The organism is Rhizobium pisi (genome assembly GCF_003938655.1).
In the GTDB taxonomy this organism is placed as follows: Bacteria; Pseudomonadota; Alphaproteobacteria; order Rhizobiales; family Rhizobiaceae; genus Rhizobium; species Rhizobium pisi.
Window position 1 is genome coordinate 39,464 of record NZ_RJJT01000030.1, and the last position, 25,025, is coordinate 64,488.

The window sequence follows — 25,025 nt, forward strand, 5'->3', positions numbered from 1 at the left end:
CATCGTTTGCGCCGCAGCACATGGCAGCGACGGATTGAAGGCTTGTAATTCCCGGCCAACAGTGCGAGCAGACGCTGAAGACCAGGGAAACGGCAGATAGGCAATGATCATTTCATTCGACATTGGCGGCTCCGCCATCAAGGGCGGCATCGCCCGCTCCGAGACAGACATCGTTCCCCTCGGCCGCCACCCGACTCCGAAGGATGACTTCCCCGCTTTCGTCCAGGCCTTGCGCGGCATCATCGCCGAAACCGGAGAAGAGCCGAGCCGTATCGCCCTTTCCATCGCCGGCGTCGTCGATCCCGATACGCAGCGGCTGACCTGCGCCAACATTCCCTGCATCCACGGCCGCGCGCTCGCGGCCGACCTCGAAGCCGAACTCGGCCTGCCGGTGCTGATCGCCAACGATGCCGATTGTTTCGCCATGGCCGAAGCCGGCCTCGGCGCCGGTCGCGGCCACCGCATCGTCTTCGGCGCCATCCTCGGCACAGGCGTCGGCGGCGGACTGGTCGCTGACGGGCGCCTCGTCAACGAGGCCGGCGGCTTTGCCGGCGAATGGGGCCATGGCCCGATCATTGCATCCGCGGCCGGCAATCCGCCCGTCGCTATACCCGCCTATGCCTGCGGCTGCGGCCAGAAGGGCTGCGTCGACACTGTCGGCGGCGCCCGGGGCCTGGAGCGCCTGCACAAGACGCTGCACAATCTCGACCTTTCCAGCGAAGAAATCATCGGTCAGTGGCGGCATGGGGAGGAGAAGGCGACGCGTACGATCGACGTCTATGTCGATCTCGTCGCCTCGCCCTTGGCGCTGACGATCAACATCACCGGCGCGACCATCGTTCCGGTCGGCGGCGGGCTTTCCAATGTCGAGCCGCTGCTTGCCGAGCTCGATCATGCGGTTCGCGCCCGGATCCTGCGCAAGTTCGACCGCCCGCTGGTGGTGCCTAGCGAATGCCGCATCGAACCCGGCCTGATCGGCGCAGCACTGCTGGGGCTGAAAGCCGAAGCGGCTGCTTCCTAAAGTATCGGCCACATCCGCACGATCGCCGCGAACCGGTTCCAGTCTTTGCGTTCTAAAGGCGTCCATGCGGCTTCGGCGACGGCCGCAAGGCGCGGGAAGACCAGCCGGTTGAAATAGGCGTGCGAGACGAAATTCTCGGTCCAGATGCAGGCCTGGATGCCGCGCATCTTCTCCTGCAGCGCCTCCGGCAACTCCCCCTCTGCCTCGTAGGCGTAGGTCTGTTCCGGCGGAGCGTAGCCCGCCCAAGCCGCGCCGGGCTCGGCCCAGGCTTCGGCCTGCGCCATGTCGAGATAATAGGCCTGCCCCGGCGTCATCACCACGTCGTAGCCTTCCGCAGCCAGCTCGATGCCGACGGCAGGCTTTTCCCAGGCCATCAGCAGCGTGCCGTCGCGATCGACGCCGCCGCCGTGCGAGACCTCGTTCCAGCCGGCGAGCTTCTTGCCGCGTTCCGACAGCATGGCCTTGATCCGTTTCAGGAAATAGGATTGCAGCTCGGCGGTCCCGGCAAGTTTCTCCCGCTCCATCAGCGCCTTGCAGAGCGGCGAGGATAGCCAGGAGCCCTGCGCCACTTCATCGCCGCCGATATGGAGATATTCGCTGGGAAACAGCGTGACCATCTCGTCGAATACCTTGCCGAGGAATTCATAGGTGAATTCGACCGCCGGGTTGAGGGCGTTGTTGGGATAACCCTGCACCGAGCGGTAGCTGTCCGGTGCCTCCTGCCCGTCGACGAGTTCAGGCAGAGAGAGCAGCGTCGCAGTACTGTGGCCGGGAATATCAATCTCCGGCACCACCTCGACATGCAGAGAGGCGGCATGCGCAACGATCCGCCTGACGTCATCCTGCGTGTAGTGGCCGGAGCGCAGCTCCGCCCCGTCGCCGAGTTGCGGCATGAGCACTTCCTCCGGCCCGCGCCGCGCGCCGATCTCCGTCAGGGCGGGATAGGCCTTGATCTCCAGCCGCCAGGCTTCGTCGTCGGTCAGATGCCAGTGGAAGATGTTGAGCTTGTTCCAGGCGAGAATATCGATCAGCCGCATGACGTCGGCGGCCGGATAGAATTGCCTGGACACATCGAGATGGCAGCCGCGCCAGCCATATCGCGGCTGGTCGGCGATCGCGCCGAAACTGGGGAATTTGAAAATCTCCGGCTCCGCGCGGGCGCCGTGCAGCAGCTGCGCCAGGCTGATCAGTCCGTATTGCCGTCCTGCCGCATCCGCACTCGAAAGTACGACCTCATGGGCGGTGAAACGCAACTCGTAGGCAAATTCAGCAATCGACGATTCGGTAACGAAACGAATGGCCCGCCCACCCTTCACGGTGCTGAGCGAAAACGGCACGTTGTTGGCGGGATAGAGCCGCTGATAGAGCTCCAGAACCAGGCAGAGCGCCTTGATCGCGTCGGGCCGTGTCTTCGCCGCCGGATGGAGAACGATGGGCAGGTTCCCAGCTTTCATTCCAAGCGACAGCGGCCAGGGCAGCAGTGAATAAGGTTCCTCGACCCGGCCCGGCGGCAGAAGCGGCGGCGCCGCACCGCCCTCTCGGCCTTCAAGGATGAGATCGCCGAAAGCGACGGGAACATGGCGCCCGCCGCCAAGTGTCAGATACGCCGATTTGATGCCTGCTGTCACATGTTTGGGCTCTCTGGTCAGCCCCTCGACCGTAAACCGCCAGTGCCCGCCGGGCGGCACGCTCAACCCTTCGTGCGGCAGGAATTCATGGAAATGCGCGAGCTGCCGCTTCAGGCTGCCGCCATTGCAGAGATGTTTGTCGGCGACTCGCGTCTCGGAGGTATAGGCAAGCGAGAAGCCGGACAGTGGCTCGGTCGAAAGATTGAAGAGCGTGAAGGTCAAGCGCCCGAAACTGCCTTCGACAGGGTGCCAGCTTGTTTCCAGACGATATTCGGCCATAGTCGCGCCCTCCCCGTCAATGAACGGCCAGGATCGCGGCTTGTCTCCCGGCATGCTTTCGCAGCTTAGCTTTTTCGAAGTGGCAATGGAATCAGCAGCGACACGCTTTGACGGGAAGGGCCTACAGGGAAAACGGCGCGGCTTTCGCCGCGCCGCTCTCACTCAGCTGCCAACGCCGGCGGATGTCTGTCATCCGCCTCTTCCTGGAAGGCGTCGGCATCCACGCCTGGCTCGTCCTTTGCCTTCGGCTCCCGGCCGAAGAAAAGGGCGTAACCGGCGGGCAGAACCAGAATGGTGAGCACAGTCGCAACCAGGATGCCGCCCATCATCGCGTAGGCGAGCGGACCCCAGAAGACGCCGCGCGAGATCGGGATCAGCGCCAGCACGGCGGTCAGCGCCGTCAGCATGATCGGCCGGAAACGCCGCACGGCCGCGCCGACGATCGCCTCCTGCCGGTGCATGCCCGCCTTGATATCCTGGTCGATCTGATCGACCAGGATGATCGAGTTGCGCATGATGATGCCGAGCAACGCGATGACGCCGAGGATCGCCACGAAGCCAAAGGGCGCGCCGCTGATCAGCAATGCGGCCGCCGCACCGATGATACCAAGCGGTCCGGTCGCGAGCACCAGCATTGCCTTGCCGAAGTGCTGCAGCTGCACCATCAGCAGCACGACGATGACGGCGAGCATGATCGGCGCCTTGGCGGCGATCGACATCTGGCTTTCCGCCGCATCCTCGGCGCCGCCCTGGATCTCGACCTTGTAGCCGGCAGGCAGGCTGTCGCGCAGGTCCTTCATGTCGGCGTACATCTTCATGACAACGTCGTTCGGCTGCACGCCGTCCGGCAGTGTCGCGCGCACGGTGATCGTCGGCAGCCTGTTACGCCGCCATTCGATCCCCTGCTCCATGACCGGCACGACCTTGGCAACCTGCGAGACCGGAACGAAGCCGCCGAAATCCGTCGGCACATAGACGGAGTTGACTGCCGACAGCAGCGAGCGGCTGGCATCCGGCTCGCGGGCGACGATCGAAACCGTCTCCTCGCCGTCACGGAAATCGTCGAGCGGCGCGCCGGACATGGCGGTCTGCAGCATCTGGCGCACGCGCTGCGAGGTGACGCCAAGCGCCCGGGCGCGGTCCTGGTCGATCACCAGCTTCATTGCCGGCACCTGTTCCAGCCAGTCATCATGGATCGCGCCGAGCATCGGATTGGCCTCGAAGCGAGCCTTCACCTGATCCGCGATTTCACGTACTTCCTGGCGGTCAGGCCCCATGACGCGCATCTGCACCGGCCAGCCCGTCGGCGGGCCGAGGAAGAGGCGGTCGACCTTACCGCGGATTGTAGGGAAATCTTCCGCAAGAATCGTGCGCAGCTTGACGATCAGGCGTTCACGCGCCGGTTCGTCCTTGGCCATGACGAGAAGCTGGGCAAAGTTCGGATTGCGCAACTGCTGGTCGAGCGGCAGGAAGAAGCGCGGCGCGCCCTCGCCAATATAGGTGGCGATGAACTTCTTGTCGGGATCGTCCATCATCTTGGCTTCGAGCGCCTTTGCCTGGACTTCGACTTCCTTGATGCTCGTGCCCTCGGGCAGCCAGAGATCGACGAGGATTTCCGGCCGCGAGGATTGCGGGAAGAAATTCTGCGGAATGAACTGGAAGGCCCAGAGGCTGGTGACGAAGGTGCCGAGCGTCAGCAGCAGCACGATGACCCGGTGGCGAACCGCCCAGGCGACCGTACCGCGCAGCCGGCGGTAGAAGCCCGTGTCGAAGGCATCGCGATGCTCGCCGGCGTGGTGACGCTGCTTGAGGATCATATAGCCGAGCCACGGCGTGAAATAGACCGCGACGAACCACGAAGTCACAAGCGCGATGCCGACGACGTAGAACAGCGATCGGACGTATTCGCCGGCCGTCGATGCCGCAAAGCCGACGGGAATGAAGCCTGCCGTGGTGATCAGCGTGCCCGTGAGCATCGGAAAGGCGGTCGAGGAATAGGCGAAGCTCGCAGCATCGATCTTAACGAGCCCTTCCTCCAGCTTTCGCTCCATCATCTCGACGACGATCATCGCATCGTCGACGAGCAGGCCGAGCGCGATGATGAGGGCGCCGAGCGAAATGCGCTGCAGGTCGATGCCGAGTTCGTACATCAGCGCAAAGGTGGCGGCGAGCACCAGCGGAATAGCGATGGCGATGACGAGGCCCGAGCGCCAGCCGATCGACACAAACGAGACGATCAGCACGATGATCAGGGCTTCGCCGAGCGCGTGCATGAATTCGCTGACTGCATCTGTCACGACATCGGGTTGATTGGCGATCTGGTCGACGGCGGCGCCATAGGGCAGCGACTCTTCGAAGCGCTGATAGGTCGCCTCCACGCCCTTGCCGACATCGATCACGTTGAAGCCCTTGGCCATGACGACGCCGACCTGAACGCTTTCGTGACCGTTGAAACGGTACTTGCGCTGATAGGGATCTTCGAGCCCGGAACTGACGGTGGCGATATCGCCGAGACGGGTCACCTGGCCGCCGGCGCGAAGGCGCAGTTCGCGGATATCGGCCGCCTTCTTCACGTCGCCTTCAACCGATATGCGCACGGAGCGCAGGCCGGTATCGACCGAGCCGGCCGGATCGACATTGTTCTGGCCCTTGATGGCGTTCTGCAGGTCGAGGATCGTCAGGCCACGCTCCGCGAGCGCCTTGGACGAGACGTCGATATAGATCTTCTCAGGCTGGTCGCCGATGATGACCGCCTTCTCGACACCCGGCGTCGTCAGCAGCATGTCGCGCGCCTGGATCGCGAATTTCTTCAGCTCGGGATAGGAATAGCCATCGCCGCTGATCGAATGCAGCGTGATGAAGGTGTCGCCGAACTCGTCATTGAAATAGGGACCGAGCAGGCCCTGCGGCAGCTCATTGGAAATGTCGCCGACCTTCTTGCGAACCTGATAGAAGGCATCAGCCACCTGTTGCGAGTTCGTGTCGCCCTTGACCTGCAGCGTGATGATCGCGCTGCCCGCGCGCGTATAGGACTTGACCCAGTCGATATGCGGCGTTTCCTGCAGCTTGCGTTCAATCTTGTTGACGACCTGATCTTCCATTTCCTGGATGGAAGCGCCCGGCCAGATCGCCTGAACGACCATGACGCGGAAGGTGAATTCGGGGTCTTCGCGCTGGCCCATGCGCATCAGGCCGAGCACGCCGGTGATGATGATCAGCCCGAAGAGGAAGCGGGCGATGCTCGGATGCCCGATCGCCCAGCGCGACAGATTGAAGGGCCGCTTTTCAGTGGTGGTGGCGTCCATGGTCCTGTTCCCTTTTATCGCGCGATCAGCGGACGGTCTGGTCCGTGTCAACAAGGGCCGACTGCTGGTTCGGCACCTTCACCTTCAGGTTCTCGCTCATGAACTGCGTGCCGGCCGAAACCACGAGGTCGCCGGTGTCGAGACCCTCGGTCACATGCACGCCGTCGCCGGTGAAATCGGCGACCTTGATGTCGCGGCCATGCACGGTCGCCGTGTCGCGGTCGACGGTCCAGACCATCTGCTTGCCGTCCTTGTCAGCGAGCGCGCTGAGCGGGATCGAGACATAGCTGTTGCCGTTGCTGACGTCAGCCTCGATCGTCGCGGTCATGCCGAGCAGGATGCGCGGATCGTTCGGCAGGCTTACCCGAACCGCAAAAGTGCGTGACTGCTGGTCGGCGCTGCCGGAAACCTCGCGCACCTTGCCGTCGAGCACCAGCTTATCGTCGGCCCAGAAGCTTGCCTTGACCGTTTTGCCGGGCTTGAATTCGGCAATGTCGTTTTCCGGAACCGCGATCTGCACTTCCTTCTCGCCGTCGACAGCGACGGTGACGACGGCAGCGCCGGCGCCGACGACCTGGCCGGTATCGGCATTGATCGCCGTCACGATGCCGTTCTGACCGGCCTTGAGTTCGGTGTAGCTCACCTGGTTCTTCGCCTGGTCGAGTGCGGAGAGCGCGGCATCACGCTGCGAGATCGCCTGGTCATGGCTGAGCGAGGCCTGTTCGACCTGCGACTTCGGCGCGACGCTCTTGTCGAAAAGCTGTTCGGCGCGTCTGTTGGCGAGATCGGCGGTTTCGACGCCCCTTTCCGCCGAGGCGAGATTGGCGTCCGCCGTCTTGACCGCAAGCTGATAATCCGTGGCGTCGACCCGGGCGAGAACCTCACCCGGCGTCACCCGGTCGCCGATATCGACGAGGCGCTCGGTGATCTTGCCGGCGACGCGAAAGCCGAGGTTCATCTCCGTGCGCGCCTTGACCGAACCGGAATAATCGAGCTTGCGCGTGTCACCGGCCTTGGCGATCTCGACGACCTTCACGGGCCGTATGACTTGCTTGACCTCAGCTTTCTCTTCCGAGCAGGCGGAAAGGCTGATACCGACGGCGCCGACGAGCACGAGACCGGCGACGGACGGCATGCGATGGCTGAGGGTCTTGAGCGAAAACATCTTCCGCACTCCTGGATCGTTTCGGGGGTCGCGACGGCGGCTGCCGTCCATTATTTCTTCAGGGCTCTGATCACATAGTCGATCAGTTCGTCGACGCTTGCGCGGTTGGTTTTGGCAAGACATTGCGCCACCATCTGCGGGTGGCAGAGATTGATTGTCGCCGCGCCGAAGCAGCGTGAGGCAACGACCGGGTCCTGCTCGGCGAACTCGCCGGCGGCAATGCCTTCGGCGATGATTTCGGCGATCAGATCGTGGACGCGGTCGATATGTTTTTCGATGACGTGCCAGTCGCGCTCGATCGCGACGATGATCATCTCATGCACCTTCATCTCGTCGAGCATCAGATCCAGCGTCAACTGATGCTGGGTCTCGACATAGCGACGCAGCCGCTCGCTGGCGCTGACCGGCTGGTGGCGGATGTCGTAGGCGATTTGATAAGCGGTGGCGAGCATGCGCCCGCAGAGTGCCTGGTGAATTTCCACCTTGGAGGCGAAGAAGCGATAGATGTTGGCTGGCGACATGCCGAGATCGCGGGCGATGTCGGCCACCGTCGTCTTGCTGTAGCCGTAGTGACGGAACAGCCGCTCGGCCGCATCGAGAATGCGCGTGACATTCTCCTGCCGCGTGATGTCGAGCGTATTTTCCGTGATGTCGTCCATAGTTTCGATACCTCGAATTACGACTGACGATTTTTGAATTTCGTCAGTCGTAAAATATCAGGCATCATTTGTCAAGCTGCGGCAGCGCGACGCAGGCACGCCTGATCAATGCGCCGGCGGCCGCAGGCGCATTGATCAGGCGAATTTTCCGGAAAAATCGTCGAGCCGCTTAAAAAGTGCCGCGACGCGGAAGCGTGCGGCACCCCTGCGCGAATAGCGGAAATCAGGCGAGCTTGACGTCGAGCGTGATCGGGACGGCTGCGAGCGCCTTGGAAATCGGGCAGCCGGCTTTCGCCTTGTTGGCGAATTCGGTGAAGGTCGCCTCGTCGGCGCCGGGGATGCGGCCGGAGAGCGAGAGATGGATAGCGGTGATGGCAAAACCGCCCTCGACGCTTTCGAGCGTCACCTTGGCGGAGGTTTCCATGTGCTCGGCGGTAAAACCGGCTTCGCCGAGGATCAGCGAGAGCGCCATGGTGAAGCAGCCGGCATGGGCTGCGCCGATCAACTCTTCCGGATTGGTGCCGGGAACGCCTTCGAAGCGGCTCGCAAAACCATAGGGATAATCCTTCAGGGCGCCGCTCTGCGTCGAGATCAGGCCTTTGCCGTCCTTGAGGCCACCGGTCCAATGAGCCGAAGCCGTACGATTGATCTGCATTCCGTCCTCCTGTTTTCGATTTGAGCTTTCGAGGGACGGCGGAATGCCGCCCCATCCGGAAGAGGACTTCGAGGTCCCCACCGGCAATATAACGCTCTATCGGGCGAAGACGACATCTTCATAACCTAAATCATCGTACCAGCAGATTGCTCTCGTCAGGGGCCGGGCCTGGGCATCGGGCGCGCCAAGGAGGGCGACCGCTGGCGCAACCCGATCTGGCGCCATACCGACGGCAGCTTCGCCGAGTGGTGAGAGCGGAGGGTCGCTCAGGCGACCTTTTTCATTCGCCGTGTAGGATATGCGGTATTTCATCCGTCATAATGGAAGCTCAAAAAGGAGGTTTCACATGGCCAGAGCAGTTGCAATCATCATCGCCCGCATCATCTTCAGCTTCGTCTTCTTCATGGCCGCCGGCTTCAAGTTCGCCGATATCGGCGCGACCGCGGCCTATATCGCCGCTGCCGGCTTCCCCATGGCGACATTTCTCAGCTGGGTCGCAGCCTTCTTCGAGATCGCCCTGGCACTCGCGTTCATATCAGGGGCTTTCTTCACCGAAGCGAGCCTCTTGGCAGGCATCTATGTGATCTTCCTCGCCTTCTCCTTCCACGGCCCATCCCATTGGCAGCAGAACCAAGCCGAGTTCGGCTTCTTCATCGATCACTTCACCTTCCTTGCCGGCCTGCTCTTTGCCGCCGTCCACGGGCCGGAAAAATGGGCGCTGCGGCACAGCCTTATCAAATAGTCGGTCGGCCCTGCTGCGATAGAGCAAGGCCTGGGATCAGTTGTTCAGCCGCGCGCTGTCGAGCGTATAAAGCTCCCGCGCGCGCTGCACACCACGCAAAGCATAGCGCCCGACGCAAGCAAGCGATGCGCGCTGTTCCTCCGGTATCGCAGCCGCAAAATCGGAGGAGATCAGCAGGTTGAGATCGACGGAACGGCACATCGAGGCAATGCGGCTGACCTCGTTGACGGCAGGGCCGATGACCGTGAAATCAAGCCGGTCCTGGCTACCGATATTGCCGTAGAACACATCGCCGATATGCAGGCCGATATAGACATCGGTGGTTGGCCGGCCGTCGGCCTCACGTGCGGCGTTCAATACGCGGAGCTTTTCGCGCAGAAGCGCTTCGGCCTTGAGCGCTGCGCGGCAGGTCTCCGCCGGCACCTCGCCCTTGAAGATGGCGAGCACACCGTCGCCGATCAGCTTCAGCACATTGCCGCCCGCCTCATGGACCGCGGAAATCGCCACCTCGCTGTAATCGTTAAGCAGCGGGATGATTTCCTCCGGCGGCACGCGATCGGAAATCTTGGTGTAGTTCAAGAGATCGGAAAACCAGAGTGCCGCCGAAATCCGCTCCGATTTGCCGCGGCTGATCTTGCCTTCCATCACCTGGCGGGCCGCATCCTCTCCCAAATAGACTTCTGCGATGGTGCGGGCGATGCGTCCGAGCGCGATGCACTTGATTGCCAGCCCCAGTACCGGCACCAGCTTGCGCAGGATGGCGAGGTGATGATCGGAGAAACCCTCGGGATGCTTCGTAGAGAAATGCGAAAAGAAACAATCCATCTCGCCGATCGTGCCGGCTTCGGCGAAACGATGCATTATCGCCACGAAATCCGTGTGGCCGGCCGCAGCAATCGTATCGAGCAGGCTGAAATCGATCGGATCGCCGAACCCGATGCGGCGACGCACTTCTTTCTCGTTGCCTGACCAGAGATAATAGAAGGCTGAACGCTGCCAGTTCGCAGCCGCCTCTCCCGCACTCGACGGACCATATTCGAATTCCGTCTCGACCATCTCCTCGCTGTCCCAGCGGAAGGCGCGGCCTTCATGCACGGGATGCAGCGTATCCATCAGCGCCAGACCGCGATCGAGCGGCAGCCCGGCATTCCGGCAGGCCGCGCAGAAACCGGTCATCAGCTCGACTTCCGAAGCACCCTTCAGGCCCTGCTCCGTGACCCAGGCTGCGATAGTGCTAACGTCGCTGTAATCCATTTCGCTCACCTCATTCACGCCAGCTGTAGCTCGAATTCGCCATGGTAGGAAAGCCGATTGGCTCAATCGCCCGCGGGCATATTGTAGGGCGTAACGATTTCGACGGAAGAGAGCGAGTTCGAAACCGCTCGCCCTGATGCCGCAGTCCGGCTCATGATCGCCCGGAAGGCGGAACGCGCATCAGTTCTGAGATCGTGATGCAGCACGAAGCCGATCCGGCGCGCAGCAAGCAGGGCGCGATTGTCCGCATCCAGATCATGAGCGACGAAGACACGGACCGGACGCTTGGCCGCCTCGAAGACCGCCAGTACCGCCCGGTTGCCGCCACCGATCGAATAGACGGCGTTGATGGCGGGATCGGCCGCAAGCGCTGCCGCCGCGAGCGTCCCCGTCGCGGCATCAGTGCCGTGCCCCTCGCTGATTTCGGTGATGCCGATTTCGGGATAGTGCGCGCGAATGATCCGGCGGAAGCCGATTTCGCGCTCCTCCTCGCCGCGGAACCGGCCGCTCGACAGCGTTACCAGCACCTTGCCGCCATGATCTCCGAGGAATTCACCGATCAGATAGGCGGCGGTCTCCCCCGCCGCCCGGTTGTCGGCGCCGGCATAGGCGATGCGCGCCGAATTCGGCAGGTCTGTCACCAGCGTCACCACAGGAATGCCGGCCGCATCGGCCCGCGCAACCGCAGCCGCCACGTCGGCGACGTCAGGCGCCTTCAGCACGATGCCGTGCGTGCCCCGCAGCCGGATGCGGTCGAGAAGCTGAACCAGCTCAGCCGGCTTCATCACCTCGGCGAAATGGAACCGGCAGCGGAAGACACCGGGAAGGAAGGCCGCCATCTCCGCCTCGAAGGCGGCGCGCACCGCGTCGCTGAACCGCTGCGGCGTCTCCATGACGATATCGATCGCCAATATGCGCCCGCTGCCCATCGCACCGGCCTGCTGCTTCTCCAGTTCTGCGATCGCCGCCTTCACGCGCATCTCTGTCTGCTGGCGCACGCCTGCTCTGCCATTCAGCACCCGGTCGACAGTCGCGGTGCTGAGCCCGGCCTGAAAGGCGATGTCCTTGACGAGAAAGAGATGTGCCATGGCCTCAGCTTGATGGTTTTTTGATGGATTTCTGATCTATATCACCTGGCATCGCGGCGTATAGTGCCTCCATCGGAAAGAGGGAGGAGCCCGCTATGAAAACCGACAACCGGCAGAAACTGCGCGTCGACCGCGTCTGGCTGAGCGAGGAAGCCTGCGATCTCGACGATTTCCGCAGCCTTGCGGAAAAGACGACCGAGCTTGCCGATTACTCCTCGGCGTCCGCGGTCGAAAAAAACGTGCTCATCTATGACAGCCGCAAGGTGACGGCCACAGCCGCAACACGGGAAGGCCGCCGAGCCGTGCTCGCCGAGATTTGCGAGGCCTTCGGCGAAGGCCCTGGTGTCGTCGTGTTCAAGCGCGCTTTCGAGGATACCAGCATCATTGACCGCGCGAGCGCTATCTTCGATGCAATCATCGAGGAACAGCGCCGCACCTCGACCGGTGGCGGCGATCATTTCGCCAAGCCTGGCGCCAACGACCGCATCTGGAACTCGCTGGAGAAACATTGCCTCGCCGATCCTGCGAATTTCGCCGAGTATTACGGCAACGCCATAATCGCGCTGGCAAGCGAAGCCTGGCTCGGCCCGAGCTACCAGATGACGGCGCAGGTGAACCGCGTCAATCCGGGTGGCGCGGCGCAGTCCGCCCATCGCGATTACCATCTCGGCTTCCAATCTTCTGAGGTGATCGAACAGTTTCCGGCGCATGTGCACCGGCTTTCGCCGGTCCTGACGCTGCAGGGCGCGGTCGCTCATTGCGACATGCCTCTCGAAAGCGGCCCAACGCTCTTCCTGCCGCACAGCCAGACCTATGTGCCAGGTTATCTCGCGCTGAGGCGACAGGAGTTTAGGGATTATTTCGAGGCCAACCATATCCAGCTTCCGCTCGAAAAAGGCGACGTCGTCTTCTTCAATCCCGCGCTCTTCCACGCCGCTGGCACCAACCGCTCGGCCGACATCAAGCGCGTCGCCAACCTTTTGCAGGTCTCCTCCGCCTTCGGCCGGGCGATGGAAACCGTCAACCGAGAACGGATGAGCGCCAAGCTCTTTCCTGCCTTGAAGGCGTTGCAGGACCCGCTTTCACCTGATGAAATCGCCAACGCCGTCGCCGCCTGTGCCGAGGGCTATTCCTTCCCGACCAATCTCGACCGCGACCGGCCGCTCGGCGGACTCGCGCCGAAGACACAGGCGCAGCTGATGCATGAAGCGTTGCGGGAGGGCTGGAGCGACGAGGCATTTGAAACGGCGCTTGCCGAGCAGGCACGAAAGAAACTGAGCTAACTTGGAAGCTGGAGCCCCCTCATCCGCCCTACGGGCACCTTCTCCCCGGGGGGCGAAAGGGGAATCGAGGCGTCGCGGCACGTCCCTTCTACCCAGCGGGGAGAAGGTGCCGGCAGGCGGATGAGGGGGCCACACGGCACCAACCTAAAAGCCTCCCGCACCCACGGGAGGCCATTTGCACATCATCACGAAGGAGGAACCACATGAGCACGGACCACGGCCGCCTTGACGGCAAGATCGCCATCGTCACAGGCGGCACGCAAGGGTTGGGGGCCACCATTGCCCGCCTCTTCGCCGAACGCGGTGCGGAAGGCATCGTCATCTGCGGCCGCAACGAAGCCAAGGGCAAGGCGAAGGCCGCGGAGATTTCGACCGCGACCGGCACCAAGGTCACCTACGTCAAGGCCGATCTCGGCAAGGTCGAAGACGCGCAGAGTGTCGTGCGCGCCTGCGACGAGGCCTTCGGCCGCGTCGACGCACTGGTCAATGCCGCCGCCATCACCGATCGCGGTACGATCCTCGACACAAACCCGGAACTCTTCGACGCCATGTTCGCCGTCAATGTGCGTGCGCCGTTTTTCCTGATGCAGGAAGCGGTGAAGGTCATGCGCCGTGAAAGGATCGAGGGGACGATCGTCAATATCGGCTCGATGTCAGCCAAAGCAGGCCAGCCCTTTATCGCCGCTTATTGCGCCTCCAAGGGCGCATTGGAAACGCTGACGAAGAACACCGCCTATGCGCTGTTGCGCAACCGCATCCGCGTCAATGGCCTCAACATCGGCTGGATGGCGTCCGAAGGCGAGGACCGCATCCAGCGCGAATATCACGATGCACCCGCCGACTGGCTGGAGAAGGCGGCCGCCGGTCAACCCTTCGGCCGCCTCGTCGACCCGCATGAGGTGGCGCGCGCCTGCGCCTACCTGTCATCGGCCGAATCCGGCCTGATGACCGGCTCGGTCATCTGCTTCGACCAGTCGATCTGGGGCGCCTATGACGGCTCGCCGCATCCCGTCGCTGCCCTTTGAGAAAACCGGAGCCCGGTATTTCCATTGCCGGGCTCTGGCACCTCCCAGGATTTGCCGCTAGGAAAAGGCGGTAGCATTCAGGGAGGAAGCTGGCGTGGCCGACAATCCGCTTTATGACATTCGCGACGAACGCTTCGGTGCAATGGTCATCGGCAGCGCAGCGCTCGAGGAGCTTTATTCTGGCTGCCGCTGGACGGAAGGCCCGGTCTGGTTTTCCGACCTGAACTGCCTGCTCTGGAGCGATATCCCGAATGAACGCATCATGCGCTGGACACCGGATGGGACGGTCTCGGTCTTCCGCTCGCCCTCCAACTACGTCAACGGCAATACCCGCGACCGGCAGGGCCGGCTGGTTTCCTGCGAACATGGCGGCCGTCGCGTCACCCGCACTGAGACGGACGGCACCATTACCGTTCTGGCCGACAGCTACAAAGGCAAGCGGCTGAACTCGCCGAACGACGTCGTCGTGCACTCCGACGGCGGCGTCTGGTTCACCGACCCGACCTACGGTATCCTGTCGGATTACGAGGGCCACAAGGCCGAGCCCGAGCAGCCGACGCGCAACGTCTACCGCATCGACCCCGCAAGCGGCGCGATCGAGGCCGTGGTTGAGGACTTCATCCAGCCGAACGGCCTTGCCTTCTCGCCCGATGAGACGAAGCTCTACGTCGCTGATTCAGGCTCGGCAAAACACGAAGTGCCCTGCCACATCCGCGTTTTCGACGTGATCGACGGCCGGAGGCTTGCGAATAGCCGTTATTTCTGCGGCCTCGACGTCGGCCATCCCGACGGCTTCCGTTTCGATGTGCAAGGCAACCTCTGGACGAGCTCCAGCGACGGCGTGCATTGCTTTTCGCCGGAGGGAGAGTTGCTCGGCAAGATCAGGGTGCCGCAGACGGTGTCCAATCTCACCTTCGGCGGCCCCAAGAAGAACCGGCTCTTCATCACCGCGACGCGTTCGGTCTATTCGATTTATCTCAAGACGAACGGCGCGCAGTATCCGTAGATCAGGCCTTCGGCCTATCGGGGCGCCCATGCAGCGGCTCGGCGCGGTGCCAGTTCTCCAGGATGCGGCCGTCGGTATGTTTCTGCCGGGCCCAGCGGATGCCGTTCGAGATCACCTTGTGTACGGTCTTGTCGTGATAGATCGGATAGGTCTCGTGGCCGGGGCTGAAGAAGAAGATGCGCCCACGCCCGCGCTGGAAAGTGCAGCCGCTGCGGAAAACCTCGCCGCCGGAATACCAGGAAATGAACACCAGCTCGTCCGGCTGCGGAATATCGAAGGGCTCGCCGTACATTTCCGAGGCATTGACCTCGAAATAGGGCGGCAGGCCCTCGGCGATCGGATGCGAGGGATTGACCACCCAGACGCGCTCCAGATCGCCATCGGGGCTCTCGCGCCAGGAAAGGTTGGCATTGGTGCCCATCAGCCGGCGGAAGAGCTTGGAATGGTGGCCGGAATGCAGCACCAGCAGGCCCATGCCTTTCAGCACGCGCTGCTGCACGCGGTCAATCAGCCCGTCGCTGACCTCCTCATGCGCCATATGTCCCCACCAGAGCAGCACGTCGGTATCATCGAGCACACTGTCCGGCAGGCCTTCGTCGGGATCGTCAAGCGTGCCGCGCCGGATTTCGAAATCCGGATGGGCGATGCCGGCGGCGATCGCTCCGTCGATGCGATCGGGATAGATCTCCTGGACTTCCCTATGGAGCTGCTCGTGGCGTCCCTCGTTCCAGATGGTGACCTTGATTGTCATGGCATTCCTCGATGTTTGGGCAATGGCTCGGGTGTCAGGCGGTGACCGGACGGATCACCCGGCCGGCGGAATCGAACAGATGGCAGGCGGCGGGGTCGGCCGTCAGCGACACGCGGTCGCCCGGACGCACGGCGATATCGCCCTCGGCGCGCACGACGATCGGCTGCTCCTGCGAGCCGACGGTCATATAGGTCTCGACGCCGAGGCGCTCGACGATGACGACCTCGGCGGTGAAATTGCCCTGCCCTTCCGGCGCGATCTTCAGATGCTCCGGCCGGATGCCGAGCTTGGCCTCGCCCTGCGGCACCGCGCCGCTGGCATCGGCAAGATCGAGCGAAAGCCCGATCGGGCTGGCAAGATGCAGTGTGCCCGCCGAGGCCCGCGTCGCGGTAACCGGTATGACGTTCATCTTCGGCGAGCCGATGAAGGTCGCGACGAATTCATTGTCCGGCTGATGGTAGAGCGACATCGGTGCGCCCTCCTGTGCCACCACGCCCTTGTTCAACACGACGATGCGGTCGGCCATCGTCATCGCCTCCACCTGGTCGTGGGTGACGTAGACGACGGTCGCCTTCAGCTCGCGGTGCAGGCGCTGCAACTCGGCGCGCATCTGTACGCGCAGCGCCGAATCGAGGTTTGACAACGGCTCGTCGAACAGGATCAACGCTGGTTTCTTGATGATGGCCCGGCCGATCGCCACGCGCTGGCGCTGGCCGCCGGAAAGGGCGGCCGGGCGGCGGTCGAGGTAATCGGTGAGCTGCAAAATCTCCGCAACGCCTTCCACCTGCCGGCGGATTTCCGCCTCCGGCACTTTCTTCAGGCTAAGCGAGAAGCCGATATTTTCGGCGACGCTCATATGCGGATAGAGCGCATAGGACTGGAACACCATGGCGATGCCGCGTTTGTCGGGCGGCACATCGTTGATGCGCTTGCCGTTGAGGATAAGGTCACCCTCATCGATGCCTTCGAGACCGGCGATCATCCGCAGCAGCGTGGACTTGCCGCAGCCGGAGGGGCCGACGAAGACAGCGAATTCGCCGTCTTCGACAGTGATGTCGACGCCTTTGATGACCTCGAGCGCGCCGTAGAATTTGCGAACGTTTCGGAGATTGATCATCCGTTTCTCTTTCTTGATCTCAGCCCTTCACGCCGCCCGAGAATGTCTGGACGAGGAAGCGCCGCGCAAAACCGAAGGCGACGACGGCAGGCAGCAGGTAAATGAAGGCGAGCGCGGTCAGCAGGCCGTAGTCGATCTCGTTGATGCGCAGGAAGGCGCGAAAGAGACCGAGCGGCAGCGTCTGCAGCTCCGGCGAGGACAGGAAGATCAGCGGCAAGAGGAAATCACCCCAGGCCGACATGAAGGCGAACAGCCCGGCGGCGGCGAGCCCCGGCAGCGCCAGCGGAATCAGCACCCGGCGGATGCGCTGGATGAGCGTCGCCCCGTCCATCAGCGCCGCCTCTTCATAGTCCTTCGGCAGCCCGTCGAAGAAGGTCTTCATGATCCAGAGCGCCAGCGGCAATTGCATCGTCGCAAGCACCAGAATTAGGCCGAGATAACCGTCGATGAAGCCGGTCCAGCGCATGATGTCGCGGGCATAGCTGCCGAAGATCGGCCTCAGAACCGCCGCTTCGGCATTGTTCAGCGTCAGCAGGAATTTATAGAGCGGCACCACGAGCGCCGTCGGCGGCAGCACGCGGATGAGCAGGATCGCGTAGAGGAAGGGCAGCTTCCACCAGGCCCGCGTGCGCGACAGCGCATAACCGCCGAGCCCCGCAAGGACCATGACGAGCAGCGTGGCGCCGCCGACCACGAAGAGCGAGTTGAACAGCCACTTCGCACCGTCCTCCTTGGTGAAGACCCTGACATAGTTGGCGAAGGTCCATTCCTCCGGCCAATGCAGAAAAAGCTGCGCATTGCCGTCGAACGAGGCGAGCAGTACCCAGAAGAAAGGCACGGCACAGAAGATCGAGATCAGCGACAGCGTCGCATAGGCGATGAGGTCGGAGCGCACCTTGTTTGCGGTCTCGCTTGGGGAAACAACGGCCATGTCAGACCTCCACCTTCATCGCCCGGACATAGGCAATGCCCAATATCAGCGAGATGACGAGCGCGACGACAGCGACTGCAGCGCCATATCCGAGCTGGAACGCCGTGAAGGACTGGTTGTAGATATAGATGCTGACGACCTCCGTTGCCCCGCCCGGTCCGCCGCGCGTCAGCGCGTAGACTAGGCCGAAGACGGCGATGGTGGAGACGGCCGAGATCAGCATGTAGAGCAGGATCGTCGGCATCATCAGCGGCAGGGTGATGCGGCGGAACATCTGCGAGGGTGTCGCGCCGTCCATGCGCGCCGCCTCGTAGATCTCGGCCGGAATGGTGCTGAGGCCTGCCGTCAGCAGGATCATTGCTGTGGCGATGCCGCGCCAGGTATTGACGACGATGATCATCGACAGCGGGAAGACCTGCAGCCAGTCGGCCGGCGTGATGCCGAAAAAACTGACGATGCGGCTGAGCGTGGCGTTGTCGCCGCCCGCCAGCATCGAGATCCACATGAAGCCGGCAACGACCTCAGGGGCGGCGTTCGGCAACAGGATGATCGACGAGAACACCCGCCGGAAGCGGATCGGCCGGCGTAGCGCGAGGGCAGAGACGAGGCCGAGCACGAACTGGCCGATGACAGCCGAACCGATGACGAAGACGAAGGTGACGAACAGCGCATTCCAGAACTTCGCGTCGTTGAAGAGCCTGATATAGTTCCTGAAGCCGACGAAGCGGGGTCGAAGTGCGGCCGCCCCGGTCAGCGCCTCGTTGGTGAAGCTCAGATAGATGGAATAGATGGCCGGATAGATGACGAAGGCCAGAAGCAGCACCAGCGAAGGCAGCAGGATCAGGAGCCATTGCCGCTCGGCGCGCTTTTCATGAGAGTTTCGGGCCATGGAAGCTCACAACCTTGCCGAATGAAGCGGCTCATCAGATGAAAGCGGGAAGACGCGGGCGTTGATGCCGCGTCCCCCGTTCTGGTCTAGGGAAGAAAGCGAATGCTCACTTGACCTTGTCGTCGCCGAGCGTTTCCTTGACATAGTCGACAAGGATCTTCTGGGCGCCGGAGGCATCGGTTTCCTTACGCAGCAGCGCTTCTGTGGCCCGCGCGACACCTTCCGAGACCGTGCCGAAGCCGGAGGCCTGCTTCAGGAACACGCCGTTTTCAGCCGCAGCATGGATCGGAACCAGCTCCGTCAGCTTCTGGAAGTCGGCATTCTTTGCCGCATCCTTGCTGGCCGGAATGTTGCCGATGCGCGCGGCATAGGAAACCTGCGTCTCGATCGAGCCGATCTCCATCAGCGCCTTGATCGCGAGCTCCGTATTGGCCGACTTGGAATTGACCGCCCACGGTGCGGCGAGGTTGGCAAGCACGTACTGGCCGCTGTTCTGACCGGGAACCGTCCAGGTGCCGACCACCTTCGTCACCTCAGGGATCGGGTTCTTGCTTTCGCGGCCCCAGTCGAAAATATAGCACCAGGAGCCGCAGGTGGTCGCGACGAGCTTGCCGGCCGGGAACAGCTGGTACTTCGGCACGACCCAGGGCTCAGGCCCGAGCAACGGCTGCGTCGGCATCAGATCCTTGTCGATCAACTCCTTGTAGACATCGAAGACGTCCTTGATGCCCTCGCCATTGAGGTCGAGCTTGCCGTCGGCATCGGCAAGCTGCGGCGTCTTGGAACCGACGAGCAGGTGCTGGAAGCCTTCGTCGAAGGCGCCGCTTCCCCAGGAGACGCCGGCCGGGAAGAGCAGGCCATAGGCGCCGGTCTTCTGCTTGATCTCGGCGGCGCGGTCGAGAAGTTCCCGCCAGGTCTTCGGCTGTTCGGTCGAGATGCCGGCCTTTTCGAGAACGTCCTTGCGGTAGTAGATTTCCTGGATACCGAGCATGAACGGCATCACATAGGTTTCACCGTCGGGGCTGACGGCAAGTTCCTTGGCGACGTCATAGAGGTTGGCGTAGCCGTCCCAGGCCTTGAACTCCTTGGTAACAGGCGCGAGATAGCCGGCTTCCACCATGTCGGCGACGGCCGCCGTCGTCGGAATGGAGAACAGGTCGGGTGCGTTGCCGGCGCCGAGCTCCGTCAGAAGCTTGGTCAGGTAATCCTTGTCGGGCGCCGGATACTCGATGACCTCGACGGTCACGCCATACTTCTTTTCGATCCGCTCGACGGTCGACTTCATCGCGTCGATGCCCGCCTGACCGTGATTTGCAATTCTGATTGTCTCAGCCTGCGCCAGCGTCGAAACCGCGCTCAGCAGAATGGCGCACAGGCCGCCAAGAACCGTCTTCTTCATGGAAGTCCTCCCTTTTTAGAGATACGGCGCCCTCCAGCACCGGCCGCCAAAATGTACACGCATTCCAAATGCTGGCAAGACGGATTTTGAAAAGATTCGAAACTGAAATTTAATATGTTGATATTACTTACATATCTAACACTTGTCTTCGTTATGCCGTTTGTGTAATCGTGTGCACAATCCATTCAGGGAGGAATTTCATGTCTGAGAAATTGCGCCTCGGCGTCATCGGCGCGGGCTTGAAGGCGGCGGAATATGCCGCGAGCTGGGCCACGATGCCGGAGATCGAATTCGCAGCGCTGGCGGACACTACGGCGGCCTCGCGCCAGCGCCTGATTGACGTCTGCCTCGCCGCCGGCGCGCCGGAACCGAGGAGCTTCGCGGACTATCGCCGGATGCTCGCCGAAATGAGGGGCGAACTCGATATCGTCTATATCTCCACCCCGCATGCCTTCCATGCCGAGCAGGCGACCGCCGTCGCCGAGGCCGGCCTCGATCTCTTCCTGGAAAAGCCGATGGTGACGACGGTCACTGAGGCCGAGCGACTGATCGCCGCGCAGAAGAAGAGCGGCGTCACCATCGTCACCGCCTTCCAGGGCGGCCTGTCGCCGCTGGTGCTCGATACGCGCAGGCGCGCACTTGCCGGCGAATTCGGCGAGCTGATCGCCATATCGGGCATGATCTGGGAAAGCTGGTCGTCCAACTACGACGGCCATTGGAAGCAGCAGCCTGAAATATCAGGCGGCGGCTTCATGTTCGATACCGGCGCCCACATGATGAACACCGTCTGCCTGCTCGCCAATTCCGATTTCGACAGCGTTTCGGCCTATATGGCCAACCACGGCAAAAAGGTCGATATATCAACCGCAGTCTCCGCCCGATTGAAGAACGGCGCGCTCGCGACGCTGACGGCCGCCGGCGAAGGCCCTCCCGGATGCGCCTCCTACATCACCTTCTTCTATTCGAAGGCGATCGTGCGCATCGACGCCTGGGGGGGCTGGCGCGAGATCAGCGTCGGCCGCAACGCCGAGCCGCGCGAGGAGGCCGAGATTCTCGGCAATCCCATGAAAAATTTCCTCGCCATTCGCGCGGGAAAGATGGAAAACTCCGGCTCCGTTGAAATGGGCCTCAGATTCGCTAGGCTATGGGATGCAATCAAGGAATCGGCAGCGGCCGGCGGCGCCTCCGTCAGGATCGTCGCCTAGCAGGCGCTGAAAATGAGCGGAATGAACAAACGGCGGATCACTTCGAAGGAACTGGCCAAACTCGCCGGCGTCTCCTCCGCCACCATTTCCCGCGCCTTCTCGCCGGATTCGCGCATCGGCCGCGCGACGCGCGACCGCATCCTCGCCGTCGCCCGTGAATATGGCTACCAGCCGAATGCGATCGCCCGTTCGCTGAACAACCAGCGCTCCCGGCTCGTTGCCCTCGTCGTCAACGCCATCGGCAACCCCTGCGAGGCCGAGGAGCAGCAGCTTCTCGTCCACCGCCTGCAGGCGCGGCAGCTGCTCCCCATCATCCTCTGCTGCGCCGACCATTCTGACCGGCTGCAGCTGATGCGGCTTGCCTCCACCTATCAGGTCGATCACGTCGTCGTCTTCTCCGACATGGTGTCGATGCAGGATGCCGTCGACATCTTCCACACGACGAAGCCGATCATCGTCTCCTTCGAGCCGCTCGAAAACGAAAACGTTTCCAGCATCCGCATCGATGGCTCCGAGGCGGCCGATGAGATTATCGAAAAGATCGTCCGCGACGGCAAGAAGCGCTTCGCCTACCTCTCGGGCACCAATTCCAGCTGGATCGACAAGCTGAGGCGCCGATGGTTCGCCGAGGCGCTCGCCAAACGCGGTCTCTCCTTCGAAGCGCAGGCCTTCGGCGATTATTCCTACGATTCCGGCTTCAAGGAGGCCGTGCTCCTGCTGCATCGCGACAAGGTCGATGCCATCATCTGCGGCAACGATGTCATGGCGATCGGCGCGCGCGATGCGGCGCGGCGTGTGCTTGGCAAGAGCACGCCCGGCGATATCGCCATCGTCGGCCAGGACGGCATCGCCATGGCCGCCTGGGATTGCAACGACCTCACCACGCTGAGCCTCGACCACACCGCCTTCATCGATGCGGTCGTTGAATTGATCGAACGCCACGACGCCGAGATCGAGGGGCCGCACAGCATCACGCTCACCTGCTCCCCCCGCTGGGGCTCGACCGCCTGACAGCTCGCATATCCATTGCATCAAGGAGAAAAATCATGACTCAGTTTTCACGCGCCGAGAGGCGCCGCACCGTTCTTGATGCAGCAACCGGGAGAGCCTGAAATGCGTTCCGTCCTTTCCTTCAACGAAGGTTGGAGTTTCCACGAAGGCTTCGGCCAGCGTCTGCTCGAAAGCTTTGACGCCGCCAAGTCGGTCAGCCTGCCGCACACCGCCGTCGAACTGCCCTTCAATTATTTCGACGAAACCAGCTACCAGAGCGCCTTCACCTATCAGAAAGTGCTGCGCTGGCTGCCGGAATTCGAGGGCCGCGAGATTTCGCTCGTCTTCGACGCGGCCATGGCCGACAGCGTCGTCTATCTGAACGGCGAGGAAATCATCGCGCATAAGGATGGTTACACCCCCTTCGAGGCCCGGCTCACCGGCAAGCTGGTGAGGGGCGAAAACCTCGTGACCGTCAAGATCGACGGCAGTGAAAATCCCGCGATTCCGCCGTTCGGCGGCCGCATCGATTATCTCACTTATGCCGGCATCTACCGCGACGTCTGGTTGAAGGTCACTGACCCGGTCTCGATCCGCAATCTCAAGATCGAAACCACAGACGTTCTTGGCCCGGAGAAATCGGCGACCGTCCGTGTCGATATCGCCAACCCCGAGGGTCGCAGCTTCTCGGCGACCGTCACCGCCACGCTGAAGCAGGCCGACGGCACTGTTATCGCCACCGCCGCAACGGAAACGATCGGCGAACGCACCCGGCTTTCCTTCGGCGGCCTCATCGGCATCACGCTCTGGGATATCAGCAATCCGACACTCTATGAGGTCACCGTCGAACTCAGGACCGAGCATGGCTCCGACCGCCTCTCGACCCAGTTCGGCTTCCGCACCGCCGAATTCACGCCCGAAGGCTTCCTGCTCAACGGCAGACCGCTGAAGCTGCGCGGCCTCAATCGCCACCAGGCCTTCCCCTATGTCGGTTATGCCGCCGGCCGTTCCGCCCAGGAGCGCGACGCCGATATCATGAAGACGGTGCTGAAGTGCAACATCGTCCGCACCTCGCACTACCCGCAGTCGAAATGGTTCCTCGACCGCTGCGACGCGATCGGCCTCCTCGTGTTCGAGGAAATCCCCGGCTGGCAGCATATCGGCGATGCCGACTGGCAGAAGGAGTCGATCGAAAATGTCCGCCGCATGATCGAGCGCGACTGGAACCATCCCTCGATCATCATCTGGGGCGTCCGCATCAACGAGTCGCAGGATAGTCACGACTTTTACGTCGAGACCAACCGGCTCGCCCGCGAACTCGACAGCACCCGCCAGACCGGCGGCGTGCGTTATCTCACCGAGAGCGAGCTGCTCGAAGACGTCTACACGATGAACGACTTCATCCTCGGCAACGAGGAACTGCCGGGCGCCAATCGCCCGCGCACCGCGCTCCGCGGTCAGCAGGAAAATACCGGCTTGTCTCAAAAGGTGCCGTACCTCATCACCGAGTTCAACGGCCATATGCACCCAACGAAGATCTACGATCAGGAACAGCGCCAGGCCGAGCATGTGCGCCGTCACCTTGATGTGCTGAATGCTGCCTATGGCGACCCCGACATTTCGGGCGCCATCGGCTGGTGCATGTTCGATTACAACACCCACAAGGATTTCGGCTCCGGCGACCGCATCTGCTATCACGGCGTCATGGATATGTTCCGCGAGCCGAAATTCGCGGCCTATGCCTATATCAGCCAGTGCGATCCTTCCGATGAGATCGTCATGAAGCCGGTCACCTTCTGGGCGCGCGGCGAGCGCAACATCGGCGGCGTGCTACCGCTGATCATCCTGACCAATTGCGACGAGGTGGAGCTGCAATACGGCGCACTCAGCAAACGTGTCGGCCCCGACCGCGAGAACTATCCGCATCTGCCGCATCCGCCCATCGTGCTCGATCATCGGCATTTCACGCAGGATGAACTCGGCACCTGGGGTCTCGAATGGATCGACGGCACCTTCACTGGCTATATCGGCGGCAATCCGGTGGCCAGCCTGACGCTGGCGGCCGATCCCTTGCCGACGAGACTGGAAATCGTTGCCGACAGCCAAACGCTGAAGGCCCGTGAACGCGACAGCACACGCGTCGTCATCCGCGCCCTCGACCAGTGCGGCCAGCGCCTGCCTTTCATGAACGACGGCATTTCGCTGAAGGTTCACGGCCCAGCAAAAATCGTCGGCCCGACCAATGTGCCGCTGCAGGGCGGCACCGCTGGCTTCTGGCTGGAGGCAACGGGGCTGATCGGCGAGATTACCGTCGAAGCTGTCTCCTCGCGTTTCGCACCGGTGACGCTTACTGTGACGGCCGCTTAGCAACGATTATGCGCGGGCTCAAAGTGTTCGCGCGTCTTTGGACGCGCGGCGCTCTAATGGCCGTCACGTTATCCTTGCCTGGGTTTGGGGATCGAAGAAGACGGCCTTGTCGAGATTGAAGGCGAGGCGTGTGTTTTGCCCTGGGGCGATGCCGGCATCGGCGCGCAGGCGGGCGATGACGGACTTGCCGCCGAGTTTGGTGACGGCGAAGGTGTCGGAGCCGGCCGGTTCGACGACCTCGATCAGGCAGTCGCCTTCGGTCAGCG

At 62.4% G+C, this 25,025-nt stretch carries 20 protein-coding genes and 1 pseudogene; 8 read left to right on the forward strand and 13 right to left on the reverse strand.

Annotation, left to right across the window (positions count from 1 at the left end):
- Positions 1–103: 103 nt before the first annotated feature.
- Positions 104–1,021, forward strand: a complete 918-nt coding sequence (locus EFD55_RS29365; protein ID WP_125850113.1) for an ROK family protein — start codon at positions 104–106, stop codon at positions 1,019–1,021.
- On the opposite strand, the gene EFD55_RS29370 is transcribed toward EFD55_RS29365, so the two are convergent.
- From EFD55_RS29370 to EFD55_RS29390, 5 genes are all read right to left on the reverse strand, one after another.
- Positions 1,018–2,928, reverse strand: a complete 1,911-nt coding sequence (locus tag EFD55_RS29370) for a beta-N-acetylhexosaminidase (RefSeq protein WP_125850115.1) — start codon at positions 2,926–2,928, stop codon at positions 1,018–1,020. The two genes, EFD55_RS29365 and EFD55_RS29370, sit on opposite strands and share 4 nt — an antisense overlap.
- 158 nt (positions 2,929–3,086) lie before the next feature.
- Complete coding sequence (locus EFD55_RS29375; RefSeq protein WP_125850117.1) at positions 3,087–6,233, reverse strand: efflux RND transporter permease subunit; 3,147 nt, start codon at positions 6,231–6,233, stop codon at positions 3,087–3,089.
- A gap of 25 nt (positions 6,234–6,258) precedes the next feature.
- On the reverse strand, positions 6,259–7,398 hold the full coding sequence (locus tag EFD55_RS29380) for an efflux RND transporter periplasmic adaptor subunit (RefSeq protein ID WP_125850119.1): 1,140 nt from the start codon (positions 7,396–7,398) through the stop codon (positions 6,259–6,261).
- A gap of 50 nt (positions 7,399–7,448) precedes the next feature.
- Positions 7,449–8,057, reverse strand: a complete 609-nt coding sequence (locus EFD55_RS29385; protein ID WP_125850121.1) for a TetR/AcrR family transcriptional regulator — start codon at positions 8,055–8,057, stop codon at positions 7,449–7,451.
- Between the two features lie 223 nt (positions 8,058–8,280).
- Positions 8,281–8,712: an OsmC family protein gene (locus tag EFD55_RS29390; RefSeq protein WP_125850123.1), complete on the reverse strand. Its 432-nt coding sequence runs from the start codon at positions 8,710–8,712 to the stop codon at positions 8,281–8,283.
- Positions 8,713–9,058: 346 nt separating this feature from the next.
- On the opposite strand from EFD55_RS29390, the gene EFD55_RS29395 reads away from it, so the two are divergent.
- Positions 9,059–9,454, forward strand: coding sequence for a DoxX family protein (locus tag EFD55_RS29395; RefSeq protein WP_125850125.1), 396 nt, complete (start codon positions 9,059–9,061; stop codon positions 9,452–9,454).
- A gap of 36 nt (positions 9,455–9,490) precedes the next feature.
- On the opposite strand, the gene EFD55_RS29400 is transcribed toward EFD55_RS29395, so the two are convergent.
- Both EFD55_RS29400 and EFD55_RS29405 read right to left on the reverse strand, forming a co-directional pair.
- Positions 9,491–10,708 (reverse strand): adenylate/guanylate cyclase domain-containing protein, encoded by a 1,218-nt coding sequence (locus tag EFD55_RS29400; protein ID WP_125850127.1) that lies wholly within the window; start codon positions 10,706–10,708, stop codon positions 9,491–9,493.
- 62 nt (positions 10,709–10,770) lie between these two features.
- On the reverse strand, positions 10,771–11,796 hold the full coding sequence (locus EFD55_RS29405) for a LacI family DNA-binding transcriptional regulator (RefSeq protein WP_125850129.1): 1,026 nt from the start codon (positions 11,794–11,796) through the stop codon (positions 10,771–10,773).
- 95 nt (positions 11,797–11,891) lie between these two features.
- Here EFD55_RS29405 and EFD55_RS29410 point away from each other — a divergent pair, with 95 nt between their 5' ends.
- The 3 genes from EFD55_RS29410 to EFD55_RS29420 all read left to right on the forward strand — a co-directional run bounded on the left by EFD55_RS29410 (position 11,892) and on the right by EFD55_RS29420 (position 15,110).
- Positions 11,892–13,079, forward strand: coding sequence for a phytanoyl-CoA dioxygenase family protein (locus EFD55_RS29410; RefSeq protein ID WP_125850131.1), 1,188 nt, complete (start codon positions 11,892–11,894; stop codon positions 13,077–13,079).
- A gap of 203 nt (positions 13,080–13,282) precedes the next feature.
- Entirely contained in the window at positions 13,283–14,104 is an 822-nt protein-coding gene (locus EFD55_RS29415) for an SDR family oxidoreductase (protein WP_125850133.1), read from the forward strand.
- A gap of 94 nt (positions 14,105–14,198) precedes the next feature.
- Positions 14,199–15,110, forward strand: a complete 912-nt coding sequence (locus EFD55_RS29420; RefSeq protein ID WP_125850135.1) for an SMP-30/gluconolactonase/LRE family protein — start codon at positions 14,199–14,201, stop codon at positions 15,108–15,110.
- Between the two features lies 1 nt (position 15,111).
- Here the strand turns inward: EFD55_RS29420 and EFD55_RS29425 are convergent, their stop codons facing one another.
- The 5 genes from EFD55_RS29425 to EFD55_RS29445 form a co-directional block, all read right to left on the reverse strand.
- On the reverse strand, positions 15,112–15,861 hold the full coding sequence (locus EFD55_RS29425; RefSeq protein ID WP_125850137.1) for a ThuA domain-containing protein: 750 nt from the start codon (positions 15,859–15,861) through the stop codon (positions 15,112–15,114).
- A gap of 34 nt (positions 15,862–15,895) precedes the next feature.
- Entirely contained in the window at positions 15,896–16,978 is a 1,083-nt protein-coding gene (locus EFD55_RS29430) for an ABC transporter ATP-binding protein (RefSeq protein WP_125850139.1), read from the reverse strand.
- A gap of 19 nt (positions 16,979–16,997) precedes the next feature.
- Complete coding sequence (locus tag EFD55_RS29435; RefSeq protein WP_125850141.1) at positions 16,998–17,909, reverse strand: carbohydrate ABC transporter permease; 912 nt, start codon at positions 17,907–17,909, stop codon at positions 16,998–17,000.
- A 1-nt stretch (position 17,910) separates the two neighbouring features.
- Entirely contained in the window at positions 17,911–18,798 is an 888-nt protein-coding gene (locus EFD55_RS29440) for a carbohydrate ABC transporter permease (RefSeq protein WP_125850143.1), read from the reverse strand.
- Between the two features lie 106 nt (positions 18,799–18,904).
- Positions 18,905–20,197, reverse strand: coding sequence for an ABC transporter substrate-binding protein (locus EFD55_RS29445; protein WP_125850145.1), 1,293 nt, complete (start codon positions 20,195–20,197; stop codon positions 18,905–18,907).
- Between the two features lie 200 nt (positions 20,198–20,397).
- Here EFD55_RS29445 and EFD55_RS29450 point away from each other — a divergent pair, with 200 nt between their 5' ends.
- The 3 genes from EFD55_RS29450 to EFD55_RS29460 all read left to right on the forward strand — a co-directional run bounded on the left by EFD55_RS29450 (position 20,398) and on the right by EFD55_RS29460 (position 24,759).
- Complete coding sequence (locus EFD55_RS29450) at positions 20,398–21,402, forward strand: Gfo/Idh/MocA family protein (RefSeq protein WP_125850147.1); 1,005 nt, start codon at positions 20,398–20,400, stop codon at positions 21,400–21,402.
- Positions 21,403–21,414: 12 nt separating this feature from the next.
- Complete coding sequence (locus tag EFD55_RS29455) at positions 21,415–22,413, forward strand: LacI family DNA-binding transcriptional regulator (protein WP_125850149.1); 999 nt, start codon at positions 21,415–21,417, stop codon at positions 22,411–22,413.
- Between the two features lie 102 nt (positions 22,414–22,515).
- Positions 22,516–24,759: a glycoside hydrolase family 2 protein gene (locus tag EFD55_RS29460; protein ID WP_125850151.1), complete on the forward strand. Its 2,244-nt coding sequence runs from the start codon at positions 22,516–22,518 to the stop codon at positions 24,757–24,759.
- A gap of 63 nt (positions 24,760–24,822) precedes the next feature.
- On the opposite strand, the pseudogene EFD55_RS29465 reads toward EFD55_RS29460, so the two are convergent.
- Positions 24,823–25,025 (reverse strand): annotated as a pseudogene (locus EFD55_RS29465) (sugar ABC transporter ATP-binding protein); the annotation flags it as partial.

Bases quoted from the DNA above. Each gene is read 5' to 3' on its own strand.
- EFD55_RS29435 (WP_125850141.1), bottom strand. From the start codon at position 17,909: ATGGCCGTTGTTTCCCCAAGCGAGACCGCAAACAAGGTGCGCTCCGAC.
- EFD55_RS29450 (WP_125850147.1), top strand. From the start codon at position 20,398: ATGTCTGAGAAATTGCGCCTCGGCGTCATCGGCGCGGGCTTGAAGGCG.
- EFD55_RS29410 (WP_125850131.1), top strand. From the start codon at position 11,892: ATGAAAACCGACAACCGGCAGAAACTGCGCGTCGACCGCGTCTGGCTG.
- EFD55_RS29395 (WP_125850125.1), top strand. From the start codon at position 9,059: ATGGCCAGAGCAGTTGCAATCATCATCGCCCGCATCATCTTCAGCTTC.
- EFD55_RS29425 (WP_125850137.1), bottom strand. From the start codon at position 15,861: ATGACAATCAAGGTCACCATCTGGAACGAGGGACGCCACGAGCAGCTC.
- EFD55_RS29365 (WP_125850113.1), top strand. From the start codon at position 104: ATGATCATTTCATTCGACATTGGCGGCTCCGCCATCAAGGGCGGCATC.
- EFD55_RS29460 (WP_125850151.1), top strand. From the start codon at position 22,516: ATGCGTTCCGTCCTTTCCTTCAACGAAGGTTGGAGTTTCCACGAAGGC.
- EFD55_RS29380 (WP_125850119.1), bottom strand. From the start codon at position 7,398: ATGTTTTCGCTCAAGACCCTCAGCCATCGCATGCCGTCCGTCGCCGGT.
- EFD55_RS29445 (WP_125850145.1), bottom strand. From the start codon at position 20,197: ATGAAGAAGACGGTTCTTGGCGGCCTGTGCGCCATTCTGCTGAGCGCG.
- EFD55_RS29405 (WP_125850129.1), bottom strand. From the start codon at position 11,796: ATGGCACATCTCTTTCTCGTCAAGGACATCGCCTTTCAGGCCGGGCTC.
- EFD55_RS29440 (WP_125850143.1), bottom strand. From the start codon at position 18,798: ATGGCCCGAAACTCTCATGAAAAGCGCGCCGAGCGGCAATGGCTCCTG.
- EFD55_RS29390 (WP_125850123.1), bottom strand. From the start codon at position 8,712: ATGCAGATCAATCGTACGGCTTCGGCTCATTGGACCGGTGGCCTCAAG.
- EFD55_RS29375 (WP_125850117.1), bottom strand. From the start codon at position 6,233: ATGGACGCCACCACCACTGAAAAGCGGCCCTTCAATCTGTCGCGCTGG.
- EFD55_RS29455 (WP_125850149.1), top strand. From the start codon at position 21,415: ATGAGCGGAATGAACAAACGGCGGATCACTTCGAAGGAACTGGCCAAA.
- EFD55_RS29430 (WP_125850139.1), bottom strand. From the start codon at position 16,978: ATGATCAATCTCCGAAACGTTCGCAAATTCTACGGCGCGCTCGAGGTC.
- EFD55_RS29400 (WP_125850127.1), bottom strand. From the start codon at position 10,708: ATGGATTACAGCGACGTTAGCACTATCGCAGCCTGGGTCACGGAGCAG.
- EFD55_RS29385 (WP_125850121.1), bottom strand. From the start codon at position 8,057: ATGGACGACATCACGGAAAATACGCTCGACATCACGCGGCAGGAGAAT.
- EFD55_RS29415 (WP_125850133.1), top strand. From the start codon at position 13,283: ATGAGCACGGACCACGGCCGCCTTGACGGCAAGATCGCCATCGTCACA.
- EFD55_RS29370 (WP_125850115.1), bottom strand. From the start codon at position 2,928: ATGGCCGAATATCGTCTGGAAACAAGCTGGCACCCTGTCGAAGGCAGT.